At 61.0% G+C, this 20,803-nt stretch carries 21 protein-coding genes; 6 read left to right on the top strand and 15 right to left on the bottom strand.

Translation table 11 applies throughout. The annotated features are described in order from the left end of the window. Positions 1-254: 254 nt before the first annotated feature. The 4 genes from QMM04_RS04040 to QMM04_RS04025 all read right to left on the bottom strand — a co-directional run bounded on the left by QMM04_RS04040 (position 255) and on the right by QMM04_RS04025 (position 4,389). Entirely contained in the window at positions 255-1,505 is a 1,251-nt protein-coding gene (locus tag QMM04_RS04040; RefSeq protein ID WP_282995689.1) for an NAD(P)/FAD-dependent oxidoreductase, read from the bottom strand. Between the two features lie 108 nt (positions 1,506-1,613). After that, positions 1,614-2,432, bottom strand: a complete 819-nt coding sequence (locus QMM04_RS04035) for an ABC transporter permease (protein ID WP_059012396.1) — start codon at positions 2,430-2,432, stop codon at positions 1,614-1,616. A 1-nt stretch (position 2,433) separates the two neighbouring features. Next, positions 2,434-3,288, bottom strand: a complete 855-nt coding sequence (locus tag QMM04_RS04030; RefSeq protein WP_021509491.1) for an ABC transporter permease — start codon at positions 3,286-3,288, stop codon at positions 2,434-2,436. Positions 3,289-3,357: 69 nt separating this feature from the next. Further along, positions 3,358-4,389, bottom strand: coding sequence for an ABC transporter substrate-binding protein (locus tag QMM04_RS04025; protein ID WP_031280105.1), 1,032 nt, complete (start codon positions 4,387-4,389; stop codon positions 3,358-3,360). A gap of 364 nt (positions 4,390-4,753) precedes the next feature. On the opposite strand from QMM04_RS04025, the gene QMM04_RS04020 reads away from it, so the two are divergent. Beyond that, positions 4,754-5,716 carry a LysR family transcriptional regulator gene (locus QMM04_RS04020; RefSeq protein WP_021509493.1) on the top strand — a complete coding sequence of 321 codons (963 nt, stop codon included), beginning with the start codon at positions 4,754-4,756 and terminating at the stop codon, positions 5,714-5,716. 5 nt (positions 5,717-5,721) lie between these two features. On the opposite strand, the gene QMM04_RS04015 is transcribed toward QMM04_RS04020, so the two are convergent. From QMM04_RS04015 to QMM04_RS03975, 9 genes are all read right to left on the bottom strand, one after another. After that, complete coding sequence (locus QMM04_RS04015; RefSeq protein WP_282995687.1) at positions 5,722-6,651, bottom strand: glyoxylate/hydroxypyruvate reductase A; 930 nt, start codon at positions 6,649-6,651, stop codon at positions 5,722-5,724. Next, on the bottom strand, positions 6,648-7,094 hold the full coding sequence (locus QMM04_RS04010; RefSeq protein WP_088517647.1) for a type II 3-dehydroquinate dehydratase: 447 nt from the start codon (positions 7,092-7,094) through the stop codon (positions 6,648-6,650). Before QMM04_RS04010 ends, QMM04_RS04015 begins: the two co-directional genes overlap by 4 nt. Positions 7,095-7,104: 10 nt before the next feature. Further along, a complete protein-coding gene (locus QMM04_RS04005) occupies positions 7,105-7,719 on the bottom strand; it encodes a glutathione S-transferase N-terminal domain-containing protein (RefSeq protein ID WP_282995686.1) in 615 nt (204 codons plus the stop codon). Further along, positions 7,716-8,723 (bottom strand): NAD(P)H-quinone oxidoreductase, encoded by a 1,008-nt coding sequence (locus tag QMM04_RS04000; RefSeq protein ID WP_282995685.1) that lies wholly within the window; start codon positions 8,721-8,723, stop codon positions 7,716-7,718. The genes QMM04_RS04005 and QMM04_RS04000 overlap by 4 nt, the downstream gene beginning before the upstream one ends. Before the next feature lie 3 nt (positions 8,724-8,726). Continuing rightward, positions 8,727-9,869 (bottom strand): ABC transporter ATP-binding protein, encoded by a 1,143-nt coding sequence (locus QMM04_RS03995; protein WP_058758803.1) that lies wholly within the window; start codon positions 9,867-9,869, stop codon positions 8,727-8,729. A gap of 38 nt (positions 9,870-9,907) precedes the next feature. Then, a complete protein-coding gene (gene argE / locus QMM04_RS03990) occupies positions 9,908-11,059 on the bottom strand; it encodes an acetylornithine deacetylase (protein ID WP_282995684.1) in 1,152 nt (383 codons plus the stop codon). 15 nt (positions 11,060-11,074) lie between these two features. Next, a complete protein-coding gene (locus QMM04_RS03985; RefSeq protein WP_282995683.1) occupies positions 11,075-11,749 on the bottom strand; it encodes a DUF1028 domain-containing protein in 675 nt (224 codons plus the stop codon). A 13-nt stretch (positions 11,750-11,762) separates the two neighbouring features. Further along, positions 11,763-12,188 (bottom strand): RidA family protein, encoded by a 426-nt coding sequence (locus tag QMM04_RS03980; RefSeq protein ID WP_021509501.1) that lies wholly within the window; start codon positions 12,186-12,188, stop codon positions 11,763-11,765. Between the two features lie 147 nt (positions 12,189-12,335). Continuing rightward, positions 12,336-13,049 carry an IclR family transcriptional regulator gene (locus QMM04_RS03975; protein WP_021509502.1) on the bottom strand — a complete coding sequence of 238 codons (714 nt, stop codon included), beginning with the start codon at positions 13,047-13,049 and terminating at the stop codon, positions 12,336-12,338. A 170-nt stretch (positions 13,050-13,219) separates the two neighbouring features. Here QMM04_RS03975 and QMM04_RS03970 point away from each other — a divergent pair, with 170 nt between their 5' ends. Genes QMM04_RS03970 through QMM04_RS03955 form a run of 4 tightly spaced genes read left to right on the top strand, consistent with a single transcriptional unit; the run spans position 13,220 to position 17,185 of the window. Further along, positions 13,220-13,912, top strand: a complete 693-nt coding sequence (locus QMM04_RS03970; protein WP_021509503.1) for a diguanylate cyclase — start codon at positions 13,220-13,222, stop codon at positions 13,910-13,912. Then, positions 13,912-14,850, top strand: coding sequence for a hydroxyacid dehydrogenase (locus QMM04_RS03965; RefSeq protein ID WP_104187238.1), 939 nt, complete (start codon positions 13,912-13,914; stop codon positions 14,848-14,850). Before QMM04_RS03970 ends, QMM04_RS03965 begins: the two co-directional genes overlap by 1 nt. Further along, positions 14,847-15,779, top strand: coding sequence for an SMP-30/gluconolactonase/LRE family protein (locus QMM04_RS03960; RefSeq protein WP_021509505.1), 933 nt, complete (start codon positions 14,847-14,849; stop codon positions 15,777-15,779). The genes QMM04_RS03965 and QMM04_RS03960 overlap by 4 nt, the downstream gene beginning before the upstream one ends. Positions 15,780-15,817: 38 nt before the next feature. Next, on the top strand, positions 15,818-17,185 hold the full coding sequence (locus tag QMM04_RS03955) for an MFS transporter (RefSeq protein ID WP_058775064.1): 1,368 nt from the start codon (positions 15,818-15,820) through the stop codon (positions 17,183-17,185). 123 nt (positions 17,186-17,308) lie between these two features. Here QMM04_RS03955 and QMM04_RS03950 read toward each other — a convergent pair whose 3' ends face one another. Then, the gene (locus QMM04_RS03950) at positions 17,309-18,649 is read right to left on the bottom strand and encodes an MFS transporter (protein ID WP_021509507.1); all 1,341 of its coding nucleotides are present in this window, start codon (positions 18,647-18,649) and stop codon (positions 17,309-17,311) included. A 335-nt stretch (positions 18,650-18,984) separates the two neighbouring features. On the opposite strand from QMM04_RS03950, the gene QMM04_RS03945 reads away from it, so the two are divergent. After that, positions 18,985-19,371: a thioesterase family protein gene (locus QMM04_RS03945; RefSeq protein WP_021509508.1), complete on the top strand. Its 387-nt coding sequence runs from the start codon at positions 18,985-18,987 to the stop codon at positions 19,369-19,371. Positions 19,372-19,400: 29 nt separating this feature from the next. On the opposite strand, the gene QMM04_RS03940 is transcribed toward QMM04_RS03945, so the two are convergent. After that, entirely contained in the window at positions 19,401-20,459 is a 1,059-nt protein-coding gene (locus QMM04_RS03940) for a nitronate monooxygenase (RefSeq protein WP_282995690.1), read from the bottom strand. Positions 20,460-20,803: the final 344 nt, after the last annotated feature.

The following is a 20,803-nucleotide window of genomic DNA, read 5'->3' as shown; positions in this document are numbered from 1 at the left end:
TGTGATTACTGCACCTTCCAGCCGCACCTGGTGTAGCGGCACGATTTATCGTGCTGGTTGTCCGCCGCGCTGCTGCCCAATGCGCAATAAATTGCGCCGCTACGGTTTGTGCGCGCTGTGATTACTGCACCTTCCAACCGCACCTGGTGTAACGGCACGATTTATCGTGCTAATTCAAAGGTTGCAAGACAACAGTACGTGCGGGCTTTTTGAATCTTCCGTAGGGTGCGCATTCATGCGCACCTGGAAAATAATTACGACTTTACGTAATCCGAATAGGCATTTTGCAGCGCGATGTGGTCGGCAATATATTTCGCATCGTGCCACACGCCGTAAATAAACGACGACGCCCGGTTAACCAGATTGGGCAGGCCAAGGAAATAAATACCGCGCTCGGCAGAAATACCGCGCTTGTGGAATGGCATGCCCTGTTCATCAAACGCATCCACCTGCAGCCAGCTGAAATCAAATTTAAACCCGGTAGCCCAGATAATGGTGCTGATGCCCGCCGCCTGCACGTCCAGCTGCATCAGCGGATTTAACAGGCAGTCCGGATCCGGCAACAGCTCCCACGCCTGCGGCTCGGCCGGTAAATCCAGCCCGTTGCGCTCAATGTACGCATCCGCATCGCGCAGCACCTCGAAATAGGCTCTGTCACCTTCGGCGATATTCTCTGCCAGCCCCGGCTCAAAGCGCAGCACGCCGTTATCCCAGCGCTCGGTGATGCCGACCAGCGTAATGCCCATATGGGCCAGCCGGCGGAAATCCACGGTTTTACCGCCTTCATAGCCGCTGACGGCAAAGGCCACGTGCTGTTTCTTCGGCTTGATTTTCACTTCGTCCCACAGCCCCAGCGCGCCAAGCCACCAGCAGTAATCACGGTCGCGATAGGCGCGTGGCGGGCGGTAGTGCTCACCGACCGACAGAAACACCTCGCGGCCGGCCTGACGCAGCTCCTCGGCAATCTGGGTGCCGGACGCACCCGCACCAACCACCAGCACCGCACCGGGCGCCAGCTGCTGTGGATTCTTGTACGCCGATGAGTGGATCTGCTGCGGCACCGCGCCTTCAGGCACGATGGCCGGGAACGCGGGCTTCTGAAACGGCCCGGTGGCAGCCACCACATTGTCCGCGTCGAATACTCCCACTGACGTCACCACCCGGAAGCCGCTGCGTCCGGGCAGCCGCGTTACCTGCTGTACCTCAACCCCGGTGCGCACCGGCGCGTTGAGCATCTTTGCGTAATCCTCGAAATACTGCGCCATGCGCTCTTTCGGCGGAAACGCCTCCGGCGAAATGTTATCAAACTTCAGCGAAGGAAAGCGGTCGTGCCACGCCGGACCGTTAGCCACCAGCGAGTCCCAGCGTTCGGAGCGCCAGCGCTCGGCAATGCGGCTGCGCTCCAGCACCACGTGCGGGATCTGCATCTGCGCCAGATGTTCGCTCATGGCGATACCCGCCTGGCCCGCTCCGACGATCACGGTATTGATTTTTTCTACTGACATAGGTCATCCCCGAATAGTTGGCATGCCACCAGCGCGGCGCAAATATTGCGCCGCTGGCGATTAACACTAGGTTGTCATGTTTAACGGCGGCCCGATGGCACAGCGAAATTAATGCCCGGCCTCAACGTTTAATATTTTTCCCAGCCCGAAAAATTTATTGGCGATAATTAACATTCCGGCGGTCACCACAATATAAATAACCGACAGCGCCGCCAGCGTCGGGTCGGCAAATTCGCGCACGTAGTTGTACATCGCCACCGGCAGCGTCTGCGTCGCCTGGGTGGTAATAAACAGCGAGGCGGTAAATTCATTGAAAGAGAGAATCGCCGCGAACAGCCAGCCACCAAACAGGCCCGGCAGAATCAGCGGCACGGTAATGGTCCATACTACGCGTAACGGCGATGCGCCGAGGCTGGCCGCCGCCAGTTCTATCCGCTGCTCGAGATTTTTCAGCGATACATAGACGCTGCGCAGCACGAACGGCAGCACTAATACCACGTGGCAGAAAATCACCAGTGCGTAGCCGCGTCCCAGATTGAGCTGCGACACCAGCATCAGCAGGCCGAGGCCAATGGTGAAATGCGGAATAAACAGCGGCGACAGCAGAATACTCTCCAGCACCTGTTTGCAGGGAAAGCGATAGCGCTCGATGGCAATCGCCAGCGTGGCGCCGATGACCACCGCCAGCGTTGACGCCCATGCTGTGACAATCAGTCCGGACCAGAAGCCGTGACGAAAATCGTCGTAGCTCAGCGCCCGCTCAAACCAGCGCAGCGACCAGCCTTTCGGCGGGAAAAACAGCACGGAGGTGCTGCTGAACGACGAGATAAACACCACGACGGTGGGCAACATGACAAACGTCAGAATGGCGATCACCAGCAGTTTACCCAGCAGCGCGATCAGTTTGTCGTTGTGAGAACGGGTCATATCAGTGCCCTCCCATGGCGTGCAGGAAGCGCGTCATGCGCTTCAGCGCCAGCAGCAGCAGAATGGTCAGCAGCAGCCCAGCAATGCTCAGCGCTGCGGCAAACGGGAAGTTCATCGAGGAGAAGCCCAGCTGATACACCAGCGTAGCCACGGTACTGACGCGCCCGCCGCCAATCAGTTGCGGCGTCGCGAAAGCGCTAAAGGTCCAGGCAAACGCGGTGGTCAGGCTGGCGATGATGCCGGGAATCGACAGCGGAATGGTCACCGTTAGCAGCGCGCGTACCGGCCCGGCGCCAAGGCTGGTGGCGGCTTTTTCGTAGTCCGGATTGATGTGTGACAGCGCCGTCGCCAGCATCAGCACCATGATCGGCATGGTGACATGCACCAGCGCGACCACCACGCCGGTCTGGGTAAACATAAACTGGATCGGCTGGCTGATGATGCCCAGCGCCAGCAGCAGGCTATTAAGAAAGCCGCTGTTACCCAGCACGATAATCCACGAATAGGTGCGCACCACTTCCCCCAGAAACAGCGGAGTAATCGCGATGATCAGAATGGTGGATTTGATCCACGCAGTGCGGGTGCGCACCAGCGCATAGGCCAGTGGGTAACTCATCAGCAAACCAAATAAGGCCGTTTTGGCGCTGAGCAGCACAGTATTGAGAAACGCGTCGCCGTAGATGCGTTTGAACAGGCCACTGAAATTGGCCAGCGTAAAGCCGCCGACATCCAGCGAGCCGGGGATGTACGCGCGCACGCTAAACTGCATCACCGCAAACATCGCGACGACCAGCCCCATCGCGGTCAGCGTGGCGGGAAGAATGAACCAGGGTAAAAATGTCGGTTTTTTCGTCATGGACGTTACTGCCTGCATAGGTGTTACCGGCTACGGCGAGGCACCCGCCCCGCCGCAGCACCAGGACAATCAGTGAGACATGATGTTTTCAGAGAACCACTGACGCCACTCGGCAGTTTTCTCCGCACGCAGTTGGGGATCGGTATTGATGGTGGCATTCCACTGCGCCGGCGTGGTCAGCATGCCTGGCAGCTTCGCCAGCTCCGGATCGATATGCGCGTTGGTCACCGTGGGGCTACCGCGATAGATCTTCGCCACCTGCTGCTGTATTTCCGGTTTCAGCGCGATGTTGATGAACTTGTACGCCAGATCGGTATGTTTGCTGCCTTTATTGATGCCGACGGTATCCACGCCGAGGATCGCGCCCTCTTTCGGTATCGCCAGCTTGATGTTGACCCCTTCCGCAATCATGCTGTAGGCGTTCATCGACAGCATCACCTGCACCGGCGTTTCTCCGGTGGAGATCAGCTGCTGGCTGTTGGCATCATCGGTGTAGAACGATTTGATGTTAGGAATCAGCGCTTTCAGCTTCGCCTGGCCCTGCTGCCAGTGCGCCGCATCGCTGCCGGAGAGTTTGGCGGCCACGGCGATGATGTGGCTCGGATCCCAGTCGGGCAGCGCCAGCGTGCCTTTCAGCTCCGGCTTCCACAGGTCGTTCCAGCTGGTGAAGGTTTCCCCTTTCGGCACCAGATCCGGACGGTAGCCAATGGTGTAGACGTAGCCCCACACGCCCAGATGATACGGGCTGACTTTCGCCTGCTGCACCAGGTTGACCGCGTTAGGAATTTTGCTCATGTCGAGCTTCTCGAACAGGCCGCTGTTGGCATACAGATAGCCGACGTGCGCGGTGGTGAAGGTCACGTCAGTTTCCGGCGACCCGCCCGCCAGTTTGGCTTTGTTGAGGCGATCGATGGTGCCGCCGGTGACGAACTGCACTTCGACGCCGGTCTCTTTGGTGAACTCTTTGGCGATGGTTTGATCGATCAGATCTTTAAAGCTGCCGCCCCAGGTGCTGACAATCAGCTTGTCGGCGGCCATGGCATTCCCTGCGCTCAGAATTCCCGTGGTTAACAACGTTAAGGCACACATCTTACGCAACATATTTTTGTCCCCAGTGAATGAAAAGGCTGTTATCGCTGCTCTGAACCACCGTTGATTCGCCACGGCGCGCTGCGCCAAAACAGTGCGAAAGTGAAAAGCAGGTGTCACAGCGATTCTGCCGCTGGCCGCTGCTGCGGTAAAACAGCCTTTTCCTCGCCGTTGCATCGGAATTTCTGACGCTAAAAAAGTCGCTGCTTTGCAATGGATTTTCTTAAGCCTTAGTGAGGCAGAAGCGAATGGGCGTGAAGGGTCAGGCAGGGGATTATGCTGCTATTCGCTGTCCGGCATGATAAATGCATGGAAACAGGGGTAAATAGAAAAGCCGGCGCGACAAGATCGCGCTGGCGACACCAGGAGAATCTGCATGCTCAGTCGCATCACCCAGCGCCAGCTGGAATACTTCGTCGCGTCCGGCGAAGCCGGCAGCATTATTGGCGCATCCGAACGTATTCACGTGTCGTCACCGTCGATCTCTGCCGCCATTACCCACATCGAATCCGAGCTGGGGGTGCAGCTGTTTGTGCGCCACCACGCGCAGGGCGTGTCGCTCACCGCCATTGGCCATCAGGTATTAAAAGAGGCGAAGCTGATCCTGGAACAGATGTCGAATCTGTATACCATCGCCTCAGAGTCGCTGAACAACGTGCGCGGCCCGCTGCGCGTCGGCTGTCTCGACACGCTGGCCCCGATGCTGACGCCGGAGCTGGTGTTTGGCTTTGGCCGCGCCTTCCCCGGCGTGCGCATCACGCTGGTGGAGGGCAATCATGAACAGCTGCTGAAACAACTGCGCGCCGCCGATATCGATATCGCGCTGACCTACGATCTGGTGCCGGCCAGCGACATCGCGTTTCAGTCGCTGGCGCAGCTGCCGCCGTATGTGATGGTCGGCGAACATCACCCGTTTGCCAGTCAGTCTGCGGTGACCATTCAGGATCTCGCTACGGTGCCGATGGTGCTGCTGGATATGCCGTGGAGCCGCGAATATTTTCTCAGCCTGTTTAGCGAAGCAGGCGTTACGCCCAACATTGTGATGCGCTCCGGCAATATGGAAGTGGTACGCGCGATGGTGGCCAACGGCGTGGGATTTGGCATCGCCAATGTGCGGCCCAAAGCCAATCTGTCGCAGGATGGCAAACGGGTGATCCGCGTGCGCCTTGCCGGCGTGAACCGGCCGATGTTGCTGGGATACGCCACGGTGGCCCACGTGCAGCAGTCGATGGTGGTCAACGCCTTCGCCGAACGCTGCCGCATGTTCATCTCCGATCAATACATTCCCGGCATGGCCGCGCCAAGCTACTTCGACCCGCAGGTGGTGCGCGTCGCCTGACGCGCTCAGTAACCCCGCGCGGGAAACACCTGGTTGAGCACCGGCTCACCGCGCATCATCCGCTGGATGTTATCAGCCACCTGACGTGCGGCGCTGGCCGGGATCGCTACCGACGCCAGATGCGGCGTGATCAGCACATTTTCCATGCTCCACAGCGCATCGTCGGGCGGCAGCGGCTCACGATCGAACACGTCTAATGTGGCGTGCCCGATCTGTCCGCTCTGCAGCGCCGCGGTCAGCGCGGGCTGATCGACAATCGCGCCGCGCGACACGTTGATCAGCGCACAGCCCGGCGGCAACCGCGCCAGGCGCTGCGCATCCAGCAATCCGTGGGTTTGCGGCGTGAGCGGCAGCATCACCACCAGAATGTCGCTGCTGGCCAGAAACGCATCCAGCGCCTGCGCACCGCTGACGCAGTGAATGCCGTCCAGCGCTTTGGGCGACCGCGACCAGCCGCGCACGTCGAAGCCCTGACGCGCCAGTTCGCGCGCCGCATACGCACCCAGTTCGCCCAGCCCCAGCACGCCCACGCGAATCGACGCCGGCTCGCGCGGATGCAGATAGTGCCAGCGATGTTCACGCTGTGCGCGCTCAAATGCCGGTATGTCACGCGCGTAACGCAGCACGGCAAACAGCACGTAACCGGCCATCATGCGCGCCATATCCGGGTCCGATAGCCGGACGATCGGGATGTCAGGCAGGTCGTCGCGCCCTACCAGCGAGTCGACGCCCGCGCCCAGATTCACCAGCAATTTCAGCTGGCGATACGGGGCAAAAAAGCCGCGCGGCGGCTTCCACGCCAGCGCAAACTGCACGCTATCGGCATCCTCAACCTGATCGGCACGGCAGATAGCGACATCCGGTAACTGCGGTGCCAGCAGCGCCGACCACGCCTCGAAGCTGTCGAACTCGCTGTAAAACACCAGAGTCGTCATGCGCTGGGCTCCTGTAGCAGCGTCGCCAGCGCATCGATAGCCAGTTCATAACCCAGCGCGCCCAGCCCGGCGATCACGCCGGTGGCGGCTTTCGACACCAGCGACTGATGACGAAACGGCTCGCGCTGCCAGATATTGCTCATGTGCGCTTCGATGATCGGGCCATCAAACATCAGCAGCGCATCCAGAATCGGCACCGAGCGATACGACAACCCGGCGGCATTGATGATCAGCCCGTTTGCCTGCTGGCGCGCTTCCTGAATCCAGTCCACCAGCACCCCTTCATGGTTGCTCTGACGAAACTGCAGCCTGAGGCCGTGCGCGTCGGCGCGCCGCTGACAGCGCTCACCGATGCTGGCGAAACTGTCGCTGCCGTAAGTACCGTGGCGATCCATGCCGTACAGATTGGCATTCGGCCCATTGAGAAAGAAAATCTGAGACATGGCGGCTCCGTTACAGGTGCGGGCGCGTCGCGGCCATCGCCGGATGCGCGTCAAAAAGGGCAAACCAGGCGGCGCTCTGCGGATGCGTGGCGCGCCAGTTGAGTTCAGCAAAACGGAAGTCGAGGTAGCCCAATCCGCAGCCGATGGCGATCAACCCGAGATCGTCGGGCGTGCGGCTGAACGCCTCCGCCTGCTGCTCAATGGCCGCCAGCGCAGCCGCCACTTTGGTCAGCTGTGCGTCGCGCCACGCTGACCACTGCTTTTCCAGCGGGCGGGCGCTGGTTTCATAGCGCGCCAGCAGCGCGGCGTCCAGCAGCCCATCACCCAGCGCCTGGCGCGTAAGGCACAGCCAACGTGCCTCGCCGTCTGCCGGCAGCAGCTGGCCCGCGGCGCGGTGGTTAAGGTATTCGCAGATCACCCGGCTGTCGTATAAACATAGTCCCTGTTCGGTGCGCAGCGCCGGCACTTTAGACAGCGGATTAAACGCGGCAATGCGCGCATCGCGCTCGATGGGGTGCGCCGCCGACGCCAGCAGGGTGATCTCCGGCGCCAGACCCAGCAGCCGGGCGCACACCATCACTTTTCGCACGTAAGCCGAGGTAGAGGCGTAATAGAGTTCCATCATGGCATAGCCTCCGCATCTGGCAGCAGCAGCACTTTGCCGATATTGGCATTGGCTTCGAGGATGCGGTGCGCCTGCGCGGCGGCCGTCAGCGGCAATCGCTGGTGCACCTGCGGCGTGATGCGCCCGGCGGCCAGTAAAGGCAGCAGATGGGCGCGCACGCACTGCGCCAGACGCGCTTTTTCCGCCGCGCTTTTCGGTCGCAGCGTGGAAGAGGTCAGGCTTAAGCCCTTGCGCATGATCAGCTGTAAATCGATCTCCACCGTGGCCCGCTGCATAAAGGCGAGGCTGACGTGCCGCCCGCCCGCTGCCAGCACGCTGAGGTTGCGCGCAATGTAGTCGCCGCCGACGTTATCCAGCACCACATCCACGCCGCGTTCCCGGGTCAGCGTCTGGATCACCGCCACAAAATCTTCGCTATGGCGATCGATGGCGCGCCACACGCCCAGCTGCTGCAGCGCGGCAATTTTTTCCGCACCGCCGGCGGTGGCAATCACCCGCGCGCCACAAGCCTGGGCGCACTGGATCGCCAGCGTGCCCACGCCACTGGCCGCGCCGTGAATCAGCACGCTGTCGCCCGGCATCAGACGGCCCAGCTCAAACAGGTTGTGCCAGACGGTAAACGCGGCTTCGGGAAAGCCCGCCGCGTGGCTGAGCGGCAGCGTGTCCGGCACCGGCAGGCACAGTTCGGCGCGCGCCACGCAGTATTGCGCATAACCGCCGCCGCTCAGCAGCGCCATCACCGCCATGCCAGGCTGCAGTTCGCTGACGCCTGCGCCGAGCGCAACGATGACGCCCGCCGCTTCCAGCCCGAGAATATCGCTGCAGCCTGGCGGCGGTGGCATGCCGTTGCGCTGCAGAATATCGGGCCGGTTAACCCCTGCGCTGACGACGCGCAGCAGCACTTCGCCCGGTCCCGGCTGCGGCACCGGGCGCTGCACCGCAGTCAACACCTCTGCACCACCCGGCTGCGCGGCGATGATCGCCGTCATGGTTTCCGTTGTCATGCGTTAACCCTGTGCGTCGCTGGCGAAGGCACAAACGCCCTCGTCATCAAAAGTCAGCCCCACCACGCTGCCGACCGGCCAGCGCGTCAGCGCCTCCAGTCCGGACTGCCGGGCAAACAGTGAGGCACTGCCGAGCGCCGGGATATCGAGGTGCACGTCAACGTGATCGCCCTGAAACACGTGCGTCAGCACCGTGGCGCTGAGCAGCGCCTGTGGACCGAGCGGCGCCAGCTGCACATTTTCCGGACGCACATACACATCCAGCCGGTCGCCGACGCTGGCCTGCACCCGTTTGGCCGGCAGGCGCAGCGTGTTGCCGCCCAGCTCCAGCAGCGCGCTGGTGTCACGGCCGGCGTAGCGGCCCGGCAGAATATTCACGTCACCGACGAAGCTGGCGACAAACGGATCCTGCGGGCGGCGATAAATCTCATCCGGCGGCCCAATCTGGCGCACGTGACCGGCCGACATCACTACCACGCGGTCGCTCATGCTCAGCGCTTCGCCCTGATCGTGGGTGACGAAGACCGTGGTCACGCCGAGTTTGCGCTGAATCGCCTTCAGCTCGACCTGCATGGATAAACGCAAATTTTTGTCCAGCGCGGAGAACGGCTCATCCAGCAGCAACACTTTGGGACGAATCACCAGCGCGCGTGCCAGCGCCACGCGCTGCTGCTGCCCGCCGGACAGCTCACGCGGCTTGCGCTGGCCGTAACCCGCCAGCTTCACCAGCGCCAGCGCCTGCCCGACCCGCTCGGCGATTTCCGCTTTCGGCACGCCGCGCATACGCAGGCCGTAGCCGACGTTTTTCTCCACCGTCATGTGCGGAAACAGCGCGTAGTTCTGAAACACGATGCCGATCTCGCGCTGATAGGGCGGGATTTCCGTTACCAGGTCGCCATCGATAAAAATCTCACCGCCGTCGGCTTCGGCAAAGCCGGCCATCAGGTTCAGCAGCGTGGTTTTACCGCAGCCGGACGGGCCGAGCAGCGTAATGAACTCACCTTCATGGATGGTGAGAGAAATTTTATGCAGCGCGATGGCATCACCAAAGCGCTTCAGGACGCCATCCAGCTGCACCGCCACGTTGGCCTTATGCGGTGCCGATGACAGCGGCTGCGGAAACGGGGTTACTTCTGCACTGACCATACAATCTCCGGATTCGGACGGGGTGGCTCGTCGCGGGTTCATTCGCACATCCAGGTCGCCAGCCGGCATAACAGGCTGTCACAGGCGTCCAGCTGTGCGAGGGTGATAAATTCGTCGGGCTTATGGCCCTGCTCCATACTGCCGGGACCGCACACCACACAGGGGATGCCGGCGGCGGCAAACAGTCCGCCTTCAGTGCCAAACGCCACGGTGCCGAAGCTGTCGCTGCCGCTCAACCGGGCAATCAGCTGTGCCGCGGCACTGTGCGCGGCGGTATCCAGTCCGGGATAGGCGCTGAGCGGCGAGAAGCGGATGGCGCTGGCGGGCTGCACCGCGCGCATCTGCGGCTCCAGCGTCTGCTGCGCATACGCCACCAGCTCCTCTGCCACCTGCTGCGCATTCTCCTGCGGCAGCGTGCGCACTTCGAAATCAAAACTGCAGGCGTCTGGCACGATATTCAGCGCGCGTCCGCCGTGGATCACCCCGGTTTGCACGGTGGTAAATGGCGGATCGAAGCGCGCATCCTGTCGTTCCGGCGCCGCCAGACGTTCACCGATGACGGTTAAGCGCTGGATCAGCTTCGCGGCGTATTCAATCGCATTGACGCCCTGCGGCGCGTACGCCGAGTGGCAGGCCGCGCCCTGCACTTCGCAGCGCATTGCCAGCTTGCCTTTGTGGCCCAGCACCGGACGCAGTTCTGTCGGCTCGCCAATCAGGCAGATCGCCGGTCGATCGCTGCGCTGCGCCAGCGAATCCACCAGCGAGCGCACGCCGAGGCAACCCACCTCTTCGTCATAGGAGATAGCCAGATGCAGCGGCTGACGCAGCGGCTGGGCGAGAAAATGCGGCACCGCAGCCAGCATGCAGGCGAGGAAGCCTTTCATGTCTGCCGTGCCGCGTCCGTACAGCTTGCCGTCACGTTCGGTGAGCGCAAACGGCGGCACCGTCCACGTCTGGCCATCAACCGGCACCACATCGCTGTGGCCCGATAGCATCACCCCGCCGCTGCCGGCTGGCCCGAGCCGCGCATAGAGATTGGCCTTGCTGCGTTCTGCGTTGTGCATCAGTTCACAGGTCACGCCCAGCCCGCTGAGGTAGCGCCAGCAGAAATCGATCAGCGCCAGGTTGGATTCGCGGCTGGTGGTGTCGAAAGCCACCAGATGTTCGAGCAGGTTACGGCTGGTCAGCATCGCGTCTCCTCACGCTTATTCATCACCCGGCACGCCGTAACGGGGTGCCAGCGTGGGATTGAGCGCGCGCGTCAGGTAATCCTGCATCTGCGGCTGATAGGCCAGCCACAGCTGATGAAGTTCCGCGATGGGATCGCCCTCCGTCCAGTCAACGCGCAGATCAACCAGCGGCCACGACGGTTCGCCCACCACTGCCAGCGCCGCCGAATGAACCGGCCCGGCTTCGCCTCCGGCGGCCATCCCGGCCTGCATGGCCGCGATTAACCGTGCGGCCAGTTCGCCCGGCTGCTGCGCAAACGCGCTGACCATCGCCGCAATCACCTCGGGATTCGCCAGCAAATTACCGGCCGCTACGCAGTCGCTGCCGCACAGCGCGTGATTCACCCCCAGCGTGTGCGTTCCGCTGAAGCAGGCACTGCTGCCGTCGGCCGCCAGCACCGTAAGCTGGCGATAATCAAAAAAGTCATCGCTGGCAAGGCCGCTCTGCAGCGCCTGCTGCGCCGTCTCGCCCTGACTCAGCCGATCAAGGATGCGCGGGCCCAGCGCCGGCAGCGTGATGTTCTGCGTGGAGACCGCGCCGACGCCGGCGCGCAACCACGGACAGCGTGCGCCGACCGCAATACTCGACGAGCTGACCGCGATGCCCAGCTGGCCGGTTTGCGCGCAGCGTCCAACAATCGATAACGTCATGATGCGGCGCTCCTTATTGCGGCTGCCAGTCGTCGGGGATCACCGCAATCACGTCGATCTCCATCAGCCACTGCGGCTGGCCCAGTCCCGAGATCACCAGGCCGGTGGAGATGGGAAACACGCCTTTCAGCCACTTGCCGACCACCTGATACACCGGCTCGCGATAGCGCGGGTCGATGATGTAGGTGGTGGTTTTCACGATGTGCGACAGGTCGCTGCCCGCTTCTTCGAGCAGTTGCTTCACGTTTTTCATCGCCTGCTCGGCCTGCGCTGCCGGATCGCCCAGCCCCACCAGGTTGCCTTCGAAGTCGGTGCCAATCTGGCCACGCACGTAAACGGTGTTGCCGGCGCGCACGGCCTGACACAGGTCGTTGTCCAGCGACTGATTAGGATAGGTATCTTTGGTGTTGAATTTGCGGATGCGGGTATGGGTGCTCATGATGCCTGCCAGCGTTTAATTGGTTTCCGCAAGGTATACCGGGCTTAGCGCAGCAGGGAAAACAGCATTAACTGAGGTGTTGCTTTGAAAAATCCGAAGGAGTGCGGCAGGCCTGCTGGCCCGCCGGTGAGCGATTAATGCGCAGCCTTATTTAGCCGCATAAACCGCATCACAAAATGCTTTGCGCGCGCCCAGTTTGGCTGACAGGCGTGCAGCCGCTTCGCGCATCAACACGCCTAACTCTTCATCTTTACGATTCAGCGTCAGACGCGAAACCGGGCCGGTCAGCGCCAGCGCAGCGGTTAGCCGGTCATTTTCGGCGAATACCGGTACGGCAAAGGCCGCGATGTGCGGATCGCGCGCGCCCGAACTGAATATCGGCAGCGACGGCAGCGCATCGAAGAGATTTTCATTCATGCCCCAGAAACGCAGCACCTTACTGATGGCGGAGTTATCGAGCGGAAAAATCGTCCCCGGCAGGCGCGTATGACGCAGGCCATCAGACGATTCAGCACGAAACAGGCACAGACGCTGGCCGTTATCCAGTACGTACCAGCTGGCGCTCTCGTTGGTCGCCGTTGCCAGCGCCTGCAATTCCGGCTGCACCACGCTGGCCAGATGGAATGATTGCTCATAAAGCTTGCCGAGGTATAACAGACGCGGGCCGAGCGTGTAGACACCGCTGTCACTGCGCACCACATAGCCCATCCTTTCCAGCGAGTTCATCAGACGATAGACAGTGGTTTTGTGATAGCCGGAAAGCTGCGACAGCGCAGTCAGCGACAGGCTCTCTTCGCCGGGCTTAAAACAATCCAGCAGGGACAACGCCTTCTCCACCGCATTAACGCCTTCATTTCCCATTTTTTCCTCCTGATTTGTGCCGCCCTGAGTGTACCTGAAAACTGTGAGTCACATCGTGTTTACATCACAAACACCTTCGTAACACTGGCATGCGGCGTCAGATCGTCGATATAGTTGTTTTATATTGTACAACATTGTTGTACCAGGTAAAACAAACCACGAGGTGAATTATGTCTGTCTCTGCAAATAACCTGATCAACCGCAACATCGAGCGCGTCAGCGCCCTGTCCGTCAGCCAGGCCGCCGCATTCCAGGCGGCGATTCTGGCCGATGTCGCCGGTCGTCGCGGCACCCTGCATGGCCGCGTTAAGCCGCTGTCGCCGCAGATGAAAGTCGCCGGGCCGGCCATCACGGTGGAAGTCCGTCCGGGCGATAACCTGGCGATTCACGCGGCGCTGGCTATCGCCCAGCCGGGTGATGTGCTGGTGGTAGACGGCAAAGGCGACATCAGTTGCGCGCTGCTGGGTGAAATCATGGCAACCCAGGCCGAAGCGTCCGGCATCGCCGGCATCATCATTGATGGCGCGGTGCGTGATGCTGACGCCCTCGCGCAGGGCAGCTATCCGGTGTTTGCTGCCGGCCTCAACCCAAGCGGCCCCACCAAAAGTATTCCCGGACGCGTTAACCATCCGGTGTCGGTGGCCGGTGCGTCGATTGAGCCGGGCGACCTGGTGGTCGGCGATGCCGATGGCGTGGTGGTGATCGCTAAACAGGATGTGGAACGCATCATTGCCCTGGCGGCGAAGAAGCTGGACGCCGAAACGCGCCGCATCGCGGGTATTAAGCAGGGCGATTTGCGTCCGGGCTGGCTGGAAGGTGCCCTGCGCGCGGCGGGTATGTTAGCAGAAGGAGAATCGCTGTAATGAGCAACGTAAAAACTATCCTCATCACCGGCAGTGACCTGGCTGCTGAAGCCGTCGAGCTGCTGCAGGACTATCAGCTGATTTATGCCGGACGCCAGCCGCAGGAAGCCGATTTGATCGCGCTGTGCGAGCGCCATAATCCTCAGGCGATCATTGTGCGCTACGGCAAAATCAACGGGCGCATCATGGACGCCGCGCCGGCGCTGCGCGTGATCTCCAAGCACGGCAGCGGTATTGACGTTATCGATCAGCAGGCAGCGGCGGAACGCCAGATTGCGGTCCGCGCGGCAGTGGGTGCCAATGCCGCTGCCGTGTCGGAGCATGCGTGGGCGCTGATCCTCGCCTGTGCTAAATCGGTGCCGCAGCTGGACCGCCGGATGCGCGACGGACACTGGGATAAAGCGCAGCATAAATCGCTGGAGCTGGAAGGACGCACACTCGGCCTGGTCGGTCTGGGCGCCATCGGCAGCCGCGTGGCGCGCATCGGCCAGGCCTTCGGTATGCAGGTGCTGGCCTACGATCCTTATGCGCAAACCTTGCCGGCTGGCTGTGAAGCGGTTGAATCACTGGATGAACTGTACAGCCGTGCCGATGTGGTGTCGCTGCACTGTCCGCTGACGGACAGCAATCACCAGATGATCAACGCGGCCGCCCTCGCCCGTTTTAAGCCTGGCGCTATTCTGGTCAATACCGCGCGCGGCGGACTGATTGACGATCAGGCGGTGGCGACCGCGCTGCAAAACGGCACGCTGCGTGCCGCCGGACTGGACAGCTTCACCAGCGAGCCGCTGACTGCACCGCATCTGTGGCAGTCGCTCAACAATGTGATTATCACGCCGCACATTGGTGGCGTGAGCGACAATGCTTACGTGCGCATGGGCACCGGTGCCGCGCGCAACGCGTTGCAGGTTCTGCAGGAGCAGGAGGCGGTATCATGACCGTGCTCACCGTACCGGAGGTGCGCGAGTTAACGCTGTTTTCGCGCCTGCCGGAAGCGTTTCGCCGGCCGGACGCCGGCAATGTCTGGGCTGCCGCCAATCGCGGCGGCCAGCTTACCGACTCCTTTCTCGAAGGCCCGGTGTGGCATCCCTCCGGCTGTCTGTATGTCACCGACATTCCCTATGGCCGCATCTTTCGCGTCGATATGAGCGGCAACTGGGAGCTGGTGGTGCAGTATGACGGTGAGCCCAACGGCATGAAGCTGACCGATCCGGACACGCTGATCATCACCGATTACCGTAACGGCCTGATGAAGCTGTCAATCAGCAGCGCCACTATCACGCCGTGGCTGACGCGGCGTAACAGCGAAAGCTTTCGCGGCGTCAACGATTTAACGCCTGACAGTCGCGGCAATCTCTATTTTACCGATCAGGGCCAGACCGGGCTGCACGATGCCAGCGGACGCGTCTATCGGCTCAGCCCGGATGGCCGGCTGGATCTGCTGCTGGATAACTGCCCGAGCCCGAACGGCCTGGTTCTGTCGCCGGATGAGAAAATCCTCTACGTGGCGATGACGCGCGGCAACTGCGTGTGGCGCGTGCCGCTGCTGGCGGATGGTTCGGTGAGCAAAGTTGGACTGTTCTTTACCTCGCACGGACCCAGCGGGCCGGACGGGCTGACCATCAATCAGCGCGGTGAACTGCTGATCGCCAATCCCGGCCTCGGGCGCGTCTGGCGTCTTAACGATCTGGCTGAACCGGAAGAGATTCTGCTCAGTCCGCTGGGTCGCTCCACCACCAACCTGTGCTTCGGCGGGGCCGACCTTAATCAGCTGTTTATCACCGAATCGGTCAGCGGCAGCATCCTGACCTGCACTCAGAACACGCCAGGCCGCGCGTTGCCGGCCATTGATACCTCGTTTCTCTGACTACAACTCTGCGTCATCCGAACGCACCGGAGATTACTATGACCCTGCACTCAACATCCAGCCCTGCGCCGGCTCAGCCGGCTGCGGTGCCACCCCGCCATGAAACGCTCAGCGAACAGGATTTCCAGGACAGTGAGCAGGCGGCCGCCAAAGCCTTTCGTCGCATTCTGCCGTTTATCTTTATCTGTTACGTGGTCAGCTACCTTGACCGCACCAACGTCAGCTTTGCCGCGCTGGGCATGAACGCCGATCTCGGCATCACCGCCGAACAGTTTGGCTTCGGCGCAGGCATGTTTTTTATCGGCTATTTCCTGTTTGAAATTCCCAGCAACCTGATCATGCAAAAAGTGGGCGCGCGCATCTGGATCGCGCGCATCATGATTTCGTGGGGGTTGATTTCGATGGCGACCGCGTTCATCAGCGGCCCCGTCAGCTTTGCCGTTGCGCGCTTCTGTCTCGGCGTAGCAGAGGCCGGCTTTACCCCCGGCATCTATCTGTTCTTTACCTACTGGTTCCCCGGCAGCTGGCGCGCCAAAATCACCGCCGCGTTCCTGGTCGGCATTCCGGTGGCCAATATCATCGGCTCACCGATTTCCGGCGCGCTGATGCAGATCACCGGCCATGAGCATATCCGTAACTGGCAGTGGCTGCTGTTGATTGAGGGCTTACCGGCGGTGATCCTCGGTGTTATGTGCCTGTTTGTGCTGAGCGACCGGCCGGAGAAAGCGCGCTGGCTGGCGCCGCGTGAACAGCAGTTGCTGAGCCGGCGACTGGCCGATGAGCAGCAGCAAATCGCGGCAACGCACGGTTCCCAGATGCGCGACGCGCTGCGCAATCCACTGCTGTATCTGCTGGCGTTTATTAACTTTTGCGGCATTGTGGGTTCGATCGGCGTGGGACTGTGGATGCCGCAGATCATTAAACAGCTCGGCGTGAGCCATACGGCAACCGGCTTTCTTGCCGCGCTGCCCTATGTCTGCGGTGCCGTGAGCATGCTGTTGTGGGCGCGCCGCGCTAATGCATCAGCGCACCGTATTCGCTGGATCAGCGGCGCGCTGGTGATCGCCGCCTTAGCCCTGATGTGCAGCGCGCTGAGCGATGCGCCGGTGATCAAAATGCTGGCACTGTGCTGCACCGTCAGCGGTATTCTGGCGTTTCAGGCCTCGTTCTGGGCGCTGCCTTCCGGCTTTTTGACCGGCAATGCCGCGGCAGGCGGCTTAGCTATGATTGTCTCGATTGGTAATCTCGGCGGCTTCTTCGGCCCGTCGCTGATCGGCTATGTGCGTCAGTCTACCGGCGGCTTTATGTGGGCGCTGCTGGCGGTGGCGGCAGTCCTGATGATTGGCGCACTGGCGGTCGCCATGGTGAAAGATCCGTGGCGCCAGCGCAGCGCTGAGCAGAGATAATAACGCCGCGTTTCCCGGTGTGCCTGTGGCGCATCGGGAAACGGCTGTTTTAAAGGATGAAAGCAGGATAACGTCAGACGTGATGAGCCAGATGCGTGCCCTCCCTGGCACAGGCTCATGAGATTATTTCCCGGTGCTGGCCACCGGCTGTTCCGCTTCAACGTGCAGCTTTTTGCTGCGTCCCATCAGCAATACCGCAATGCCGCCCGCCGCGCACAGCAGCGCCAGAGGAATCATCGCCATCGCATGGCTGCCGGTTTTCTCATTGATGATGCCGTAAACGTTCACCATCAGCCCACCACCAATCAGGTTGGCCATCGCGCCGATAGCAGCCAGACCGGCCGCAGCGGTGGTTGAGGACATCCAGCCCGAGGCCAGCGCCCAGAATGGCCCTTTCATCGAGTAGGCACCAATCAGCACCAGTGACAGAATCACCACGCTGCCCGCCAGCGTATCGGTCAGGAACGCCGCCAGCAGTCCACCGGCAATCAGGAACAGCGTCAGCGCGGTGTGCCAGCGACGCTCACCGCTGCGGTCAGAGCTGCGGCCCCAGACAATCATCAGAATCGATGCCAGACCGTACGGAATCGCATTCATCAAACCGGTGGTGAAGTTATCCAGACCAAATGATTTCAGCAGCTGCGGTGACCAGACGCTCAGCGTCGAACCCGCTGCCGACGCGCCGGCGTAAATCAGCGCCATCACCCAGATATGCTTGTGGCGCAGCAGCTGCCACAGCGTGATATGACCAATCGCTTTACGCTGTGCATTCTCTTCAGCCAGTTTGCCGCTCAGCCAGTTGCGCTGTTCGCTGGTCAGCCAGTGGGCATTTTCCGGACGATTGCTGAGCAGGAAGAATGCCAGCACCCCCAGCACAATCGCCGGGAACCCTTCGATGATAAACAGCCAGTGCCAGCCGCGCAGGCCGAACCAGCCGTCCATCGTCAGGATTGCGCCCGAGATCGGCGAGCCAATAAAGTTGGCTGCCGGGATCGCCACCATAAAGGTCGCAATCACGCGCGCGCGATATTTCGCCGGAATCCAGTAAGTCAGATATAGGATCACGCCGGGAAAGAAGCCGGCTTCGGCGGCGCCCAGCAGAAAGCGCAGCACGTAGAGCATTTCCGCACTGCTGACGAACGCGGTGCACACCGAGACAATGCCCCAGGTCACCATGATGCGCGAAATCCAGATTTTGGCGCCAATCTTCTGCATCGCGAGGTTGCTTGGCACCTCAAACAGAAAATAGCCAACAAAAAACAGGCTGCTTGCCAGGCCAAACACCGCTTTGCTCAGCCCGAGATCTTCATTCATTTGCAGGGAAGCCATGCCGATGTTGCCGCGATCGATAATGGCGATCAGATAGCAGACGATCAGGAACGGCAGAATGCGCCAGATGACGCGTTTTACGGTCTGCTGCTCAATATCGGGCACAGCGGCCGCGCGGGTTATCTTGTCAGACATAGAGTTCCTCACAGAGTCATGGCTTAACGCAAATCGGCCAGTGTTGTTGTTTTACTCTGTACAACATGCGTGTACATAGTAAAACCATTATGTTTGGCCGCGCGACCCTGCGCAGAAAAATGTGTCCGGGCTGCGTGATTTGTCACAAAAAGGTAGCCAGTTGATTATGGATATGTGATGCAGCTGTCAGTTTCTGCTGCAGCACGGGAAAATACCAGCATTCATTCTGCCAGGCGACAGTGGAATTACTTTGCAACATCTTGCCGTTTACCCGCGGCGTCATTCTGCGGTATACCCATTGCCTCACCGCGTAACGCGCTTATCAGGATGCAAAAATGTTCGTAAAGCACTATGACGTAGATGAAAGCCATATCGATTTTCAGGGCGTGGTCGACGGGCTGTACTACCCGTTTTACATGGAGTGGACGCGCCACGCTTACATGCGCGAGGCGCTGGGTATCGACATTGAAGAAGAGTTCAGTCAGGGCAAGATTTACATGGTGCTGGAGTACACGCTGCGCTTCCGCAAGAGCCTGGTGAAAGGCGATAAGGTGGAAGTCACCTGCGCGCTGGAGCAGAACGAGAAGCGCAATCGCGTGAACTTCGTGCAGCAAATCAAGGTCGACGGCGTGGTGTATGCCGAGGCCACGTTTGTTGCCACCTGTCTCGCCAATGGGCGTCCGTCAATGCCGGAAGCGGTAACGCGCGCGCTCGGCCTGTAACGTTACACACTATGTGGCAGCAGCCTGCTCTATGCCTGCTGCCACTCTGCAACCAGCGTCTCCACCAGCTGTGCCGCCGGCAGCGCGCGCACCCGCGCCACCCCCTGACCCGCCCACTGCGCACCGAAGCCGTCCTCGCCGTGTGCAGCAGCCGCTGCTGCCAGGGCTTTTCCCAGCGCATAGGTCAGCGGATAGTCAGGAATCTCCTCCGGCGTTACGTCATGGCATAATTCACAAAATGCGTTGCGCACGCAGCGCGCCTGACGCCCGGAGATCGCCGCCGTCATTACCGTGCCACGCGCGCCAGCTGCCAGCAGCGCGCGACGATAGGCCGCACTGGCCGCCGATTCGGGACACAGCACAAACGCCGTACCGAGCTGTACACCGCTGGCACCCAGTTTCATCATCGTCGCGATGCCGGCACCGTCCATCACGCCGCCCGCTGCCACCACCGGCAGCGCGGTGTGCTGACGAATCGCCTGCACCAGCGCAACGGTCGAAAGCTGCTGGTCTGGCGCGCCCGGATCAAAATGGCCGCGATGACCACCGGCTTCATAACCCTGCGCCACAATGATATCGATACCACTGCCTGCAATTGCCCGTGCTTCCTGCGGACTGGTGGCGGTCGCCAGCGTGACAATGTCACGTTGCTTTAGCCGGGTGATGGCCGTGGCATCGGGAATGCCGAAATGGAAACTGACCGCCGCCGGCCGCGCCTGCTCCAGCACCGTCAGCATCGCCTCATTGTGCAAAAAGCTCTGATAGATCTCCGTTAGTGCCGGCGGCAGCGCCGTCTGGTACTGCGCAAACTGCGGGCTGAACCGGCTGATCCACGCCGCCTCGCGCGCGGCATCCCGCCTTGCCGGCGCGTGGCAAAATACGTTGACGTTGATCGGGCCACGCGTCAGCGCCTGGGTGTGGGCAATCATTTCTGCCGCCTGCTGCGGTGTCACCGCGCCAACGCTAATCGATCCCAGCGCCCCGGCATTGGATACCGCTGCGGCCAGCTGCGGCGTGGCGACACCGGCCATCGGTGCCTGAATCAGCGGATACTGCAGTTTTAACAGCTGGCACAGCGCGGTCGTCATGGTGGTTTTTCTCCAACCCGTCATCGGGCGTTGATTGCGTCACGTCTCGGGCATTAACATACATTTAACATGCATCTTGTAACAAGTCCGCTAGGCACTTTTCTTACCCGCACGCGCGGTGTTGATCACTTTTTTCTCACATTTTTAACGCCACGGTCGATAATAAAAGTTGCATAGCAAAATCAGCTTTCAGCTTGCGCTGTAACAACATCAGGCAGGTAACACCATTACACACCCCACCTGCGCACATCGGTGCGCAGCGAGACAGCAGCCTGTGCCTGTGGCACGGCTGTAATGGACAACCGGGGAAATCATGCGGTGCCGTCCACTGGACGCGCCGAATG

The sequence above is a fragment of the Pantoea sp. Pa-EAmG genome, from assembly GCF_030024295.1.
Lineage (GTDB): Bacteria > Pseudomonadota > Gammaproteobacteria > Enterobacterales > Enterobacteriaceae > Pantoea > Pantoea dispersa.
Note: the sequence above shows the minus strand (reverse complement) of the source record. Positions and strands in the feature narration are given on the sequence as shown.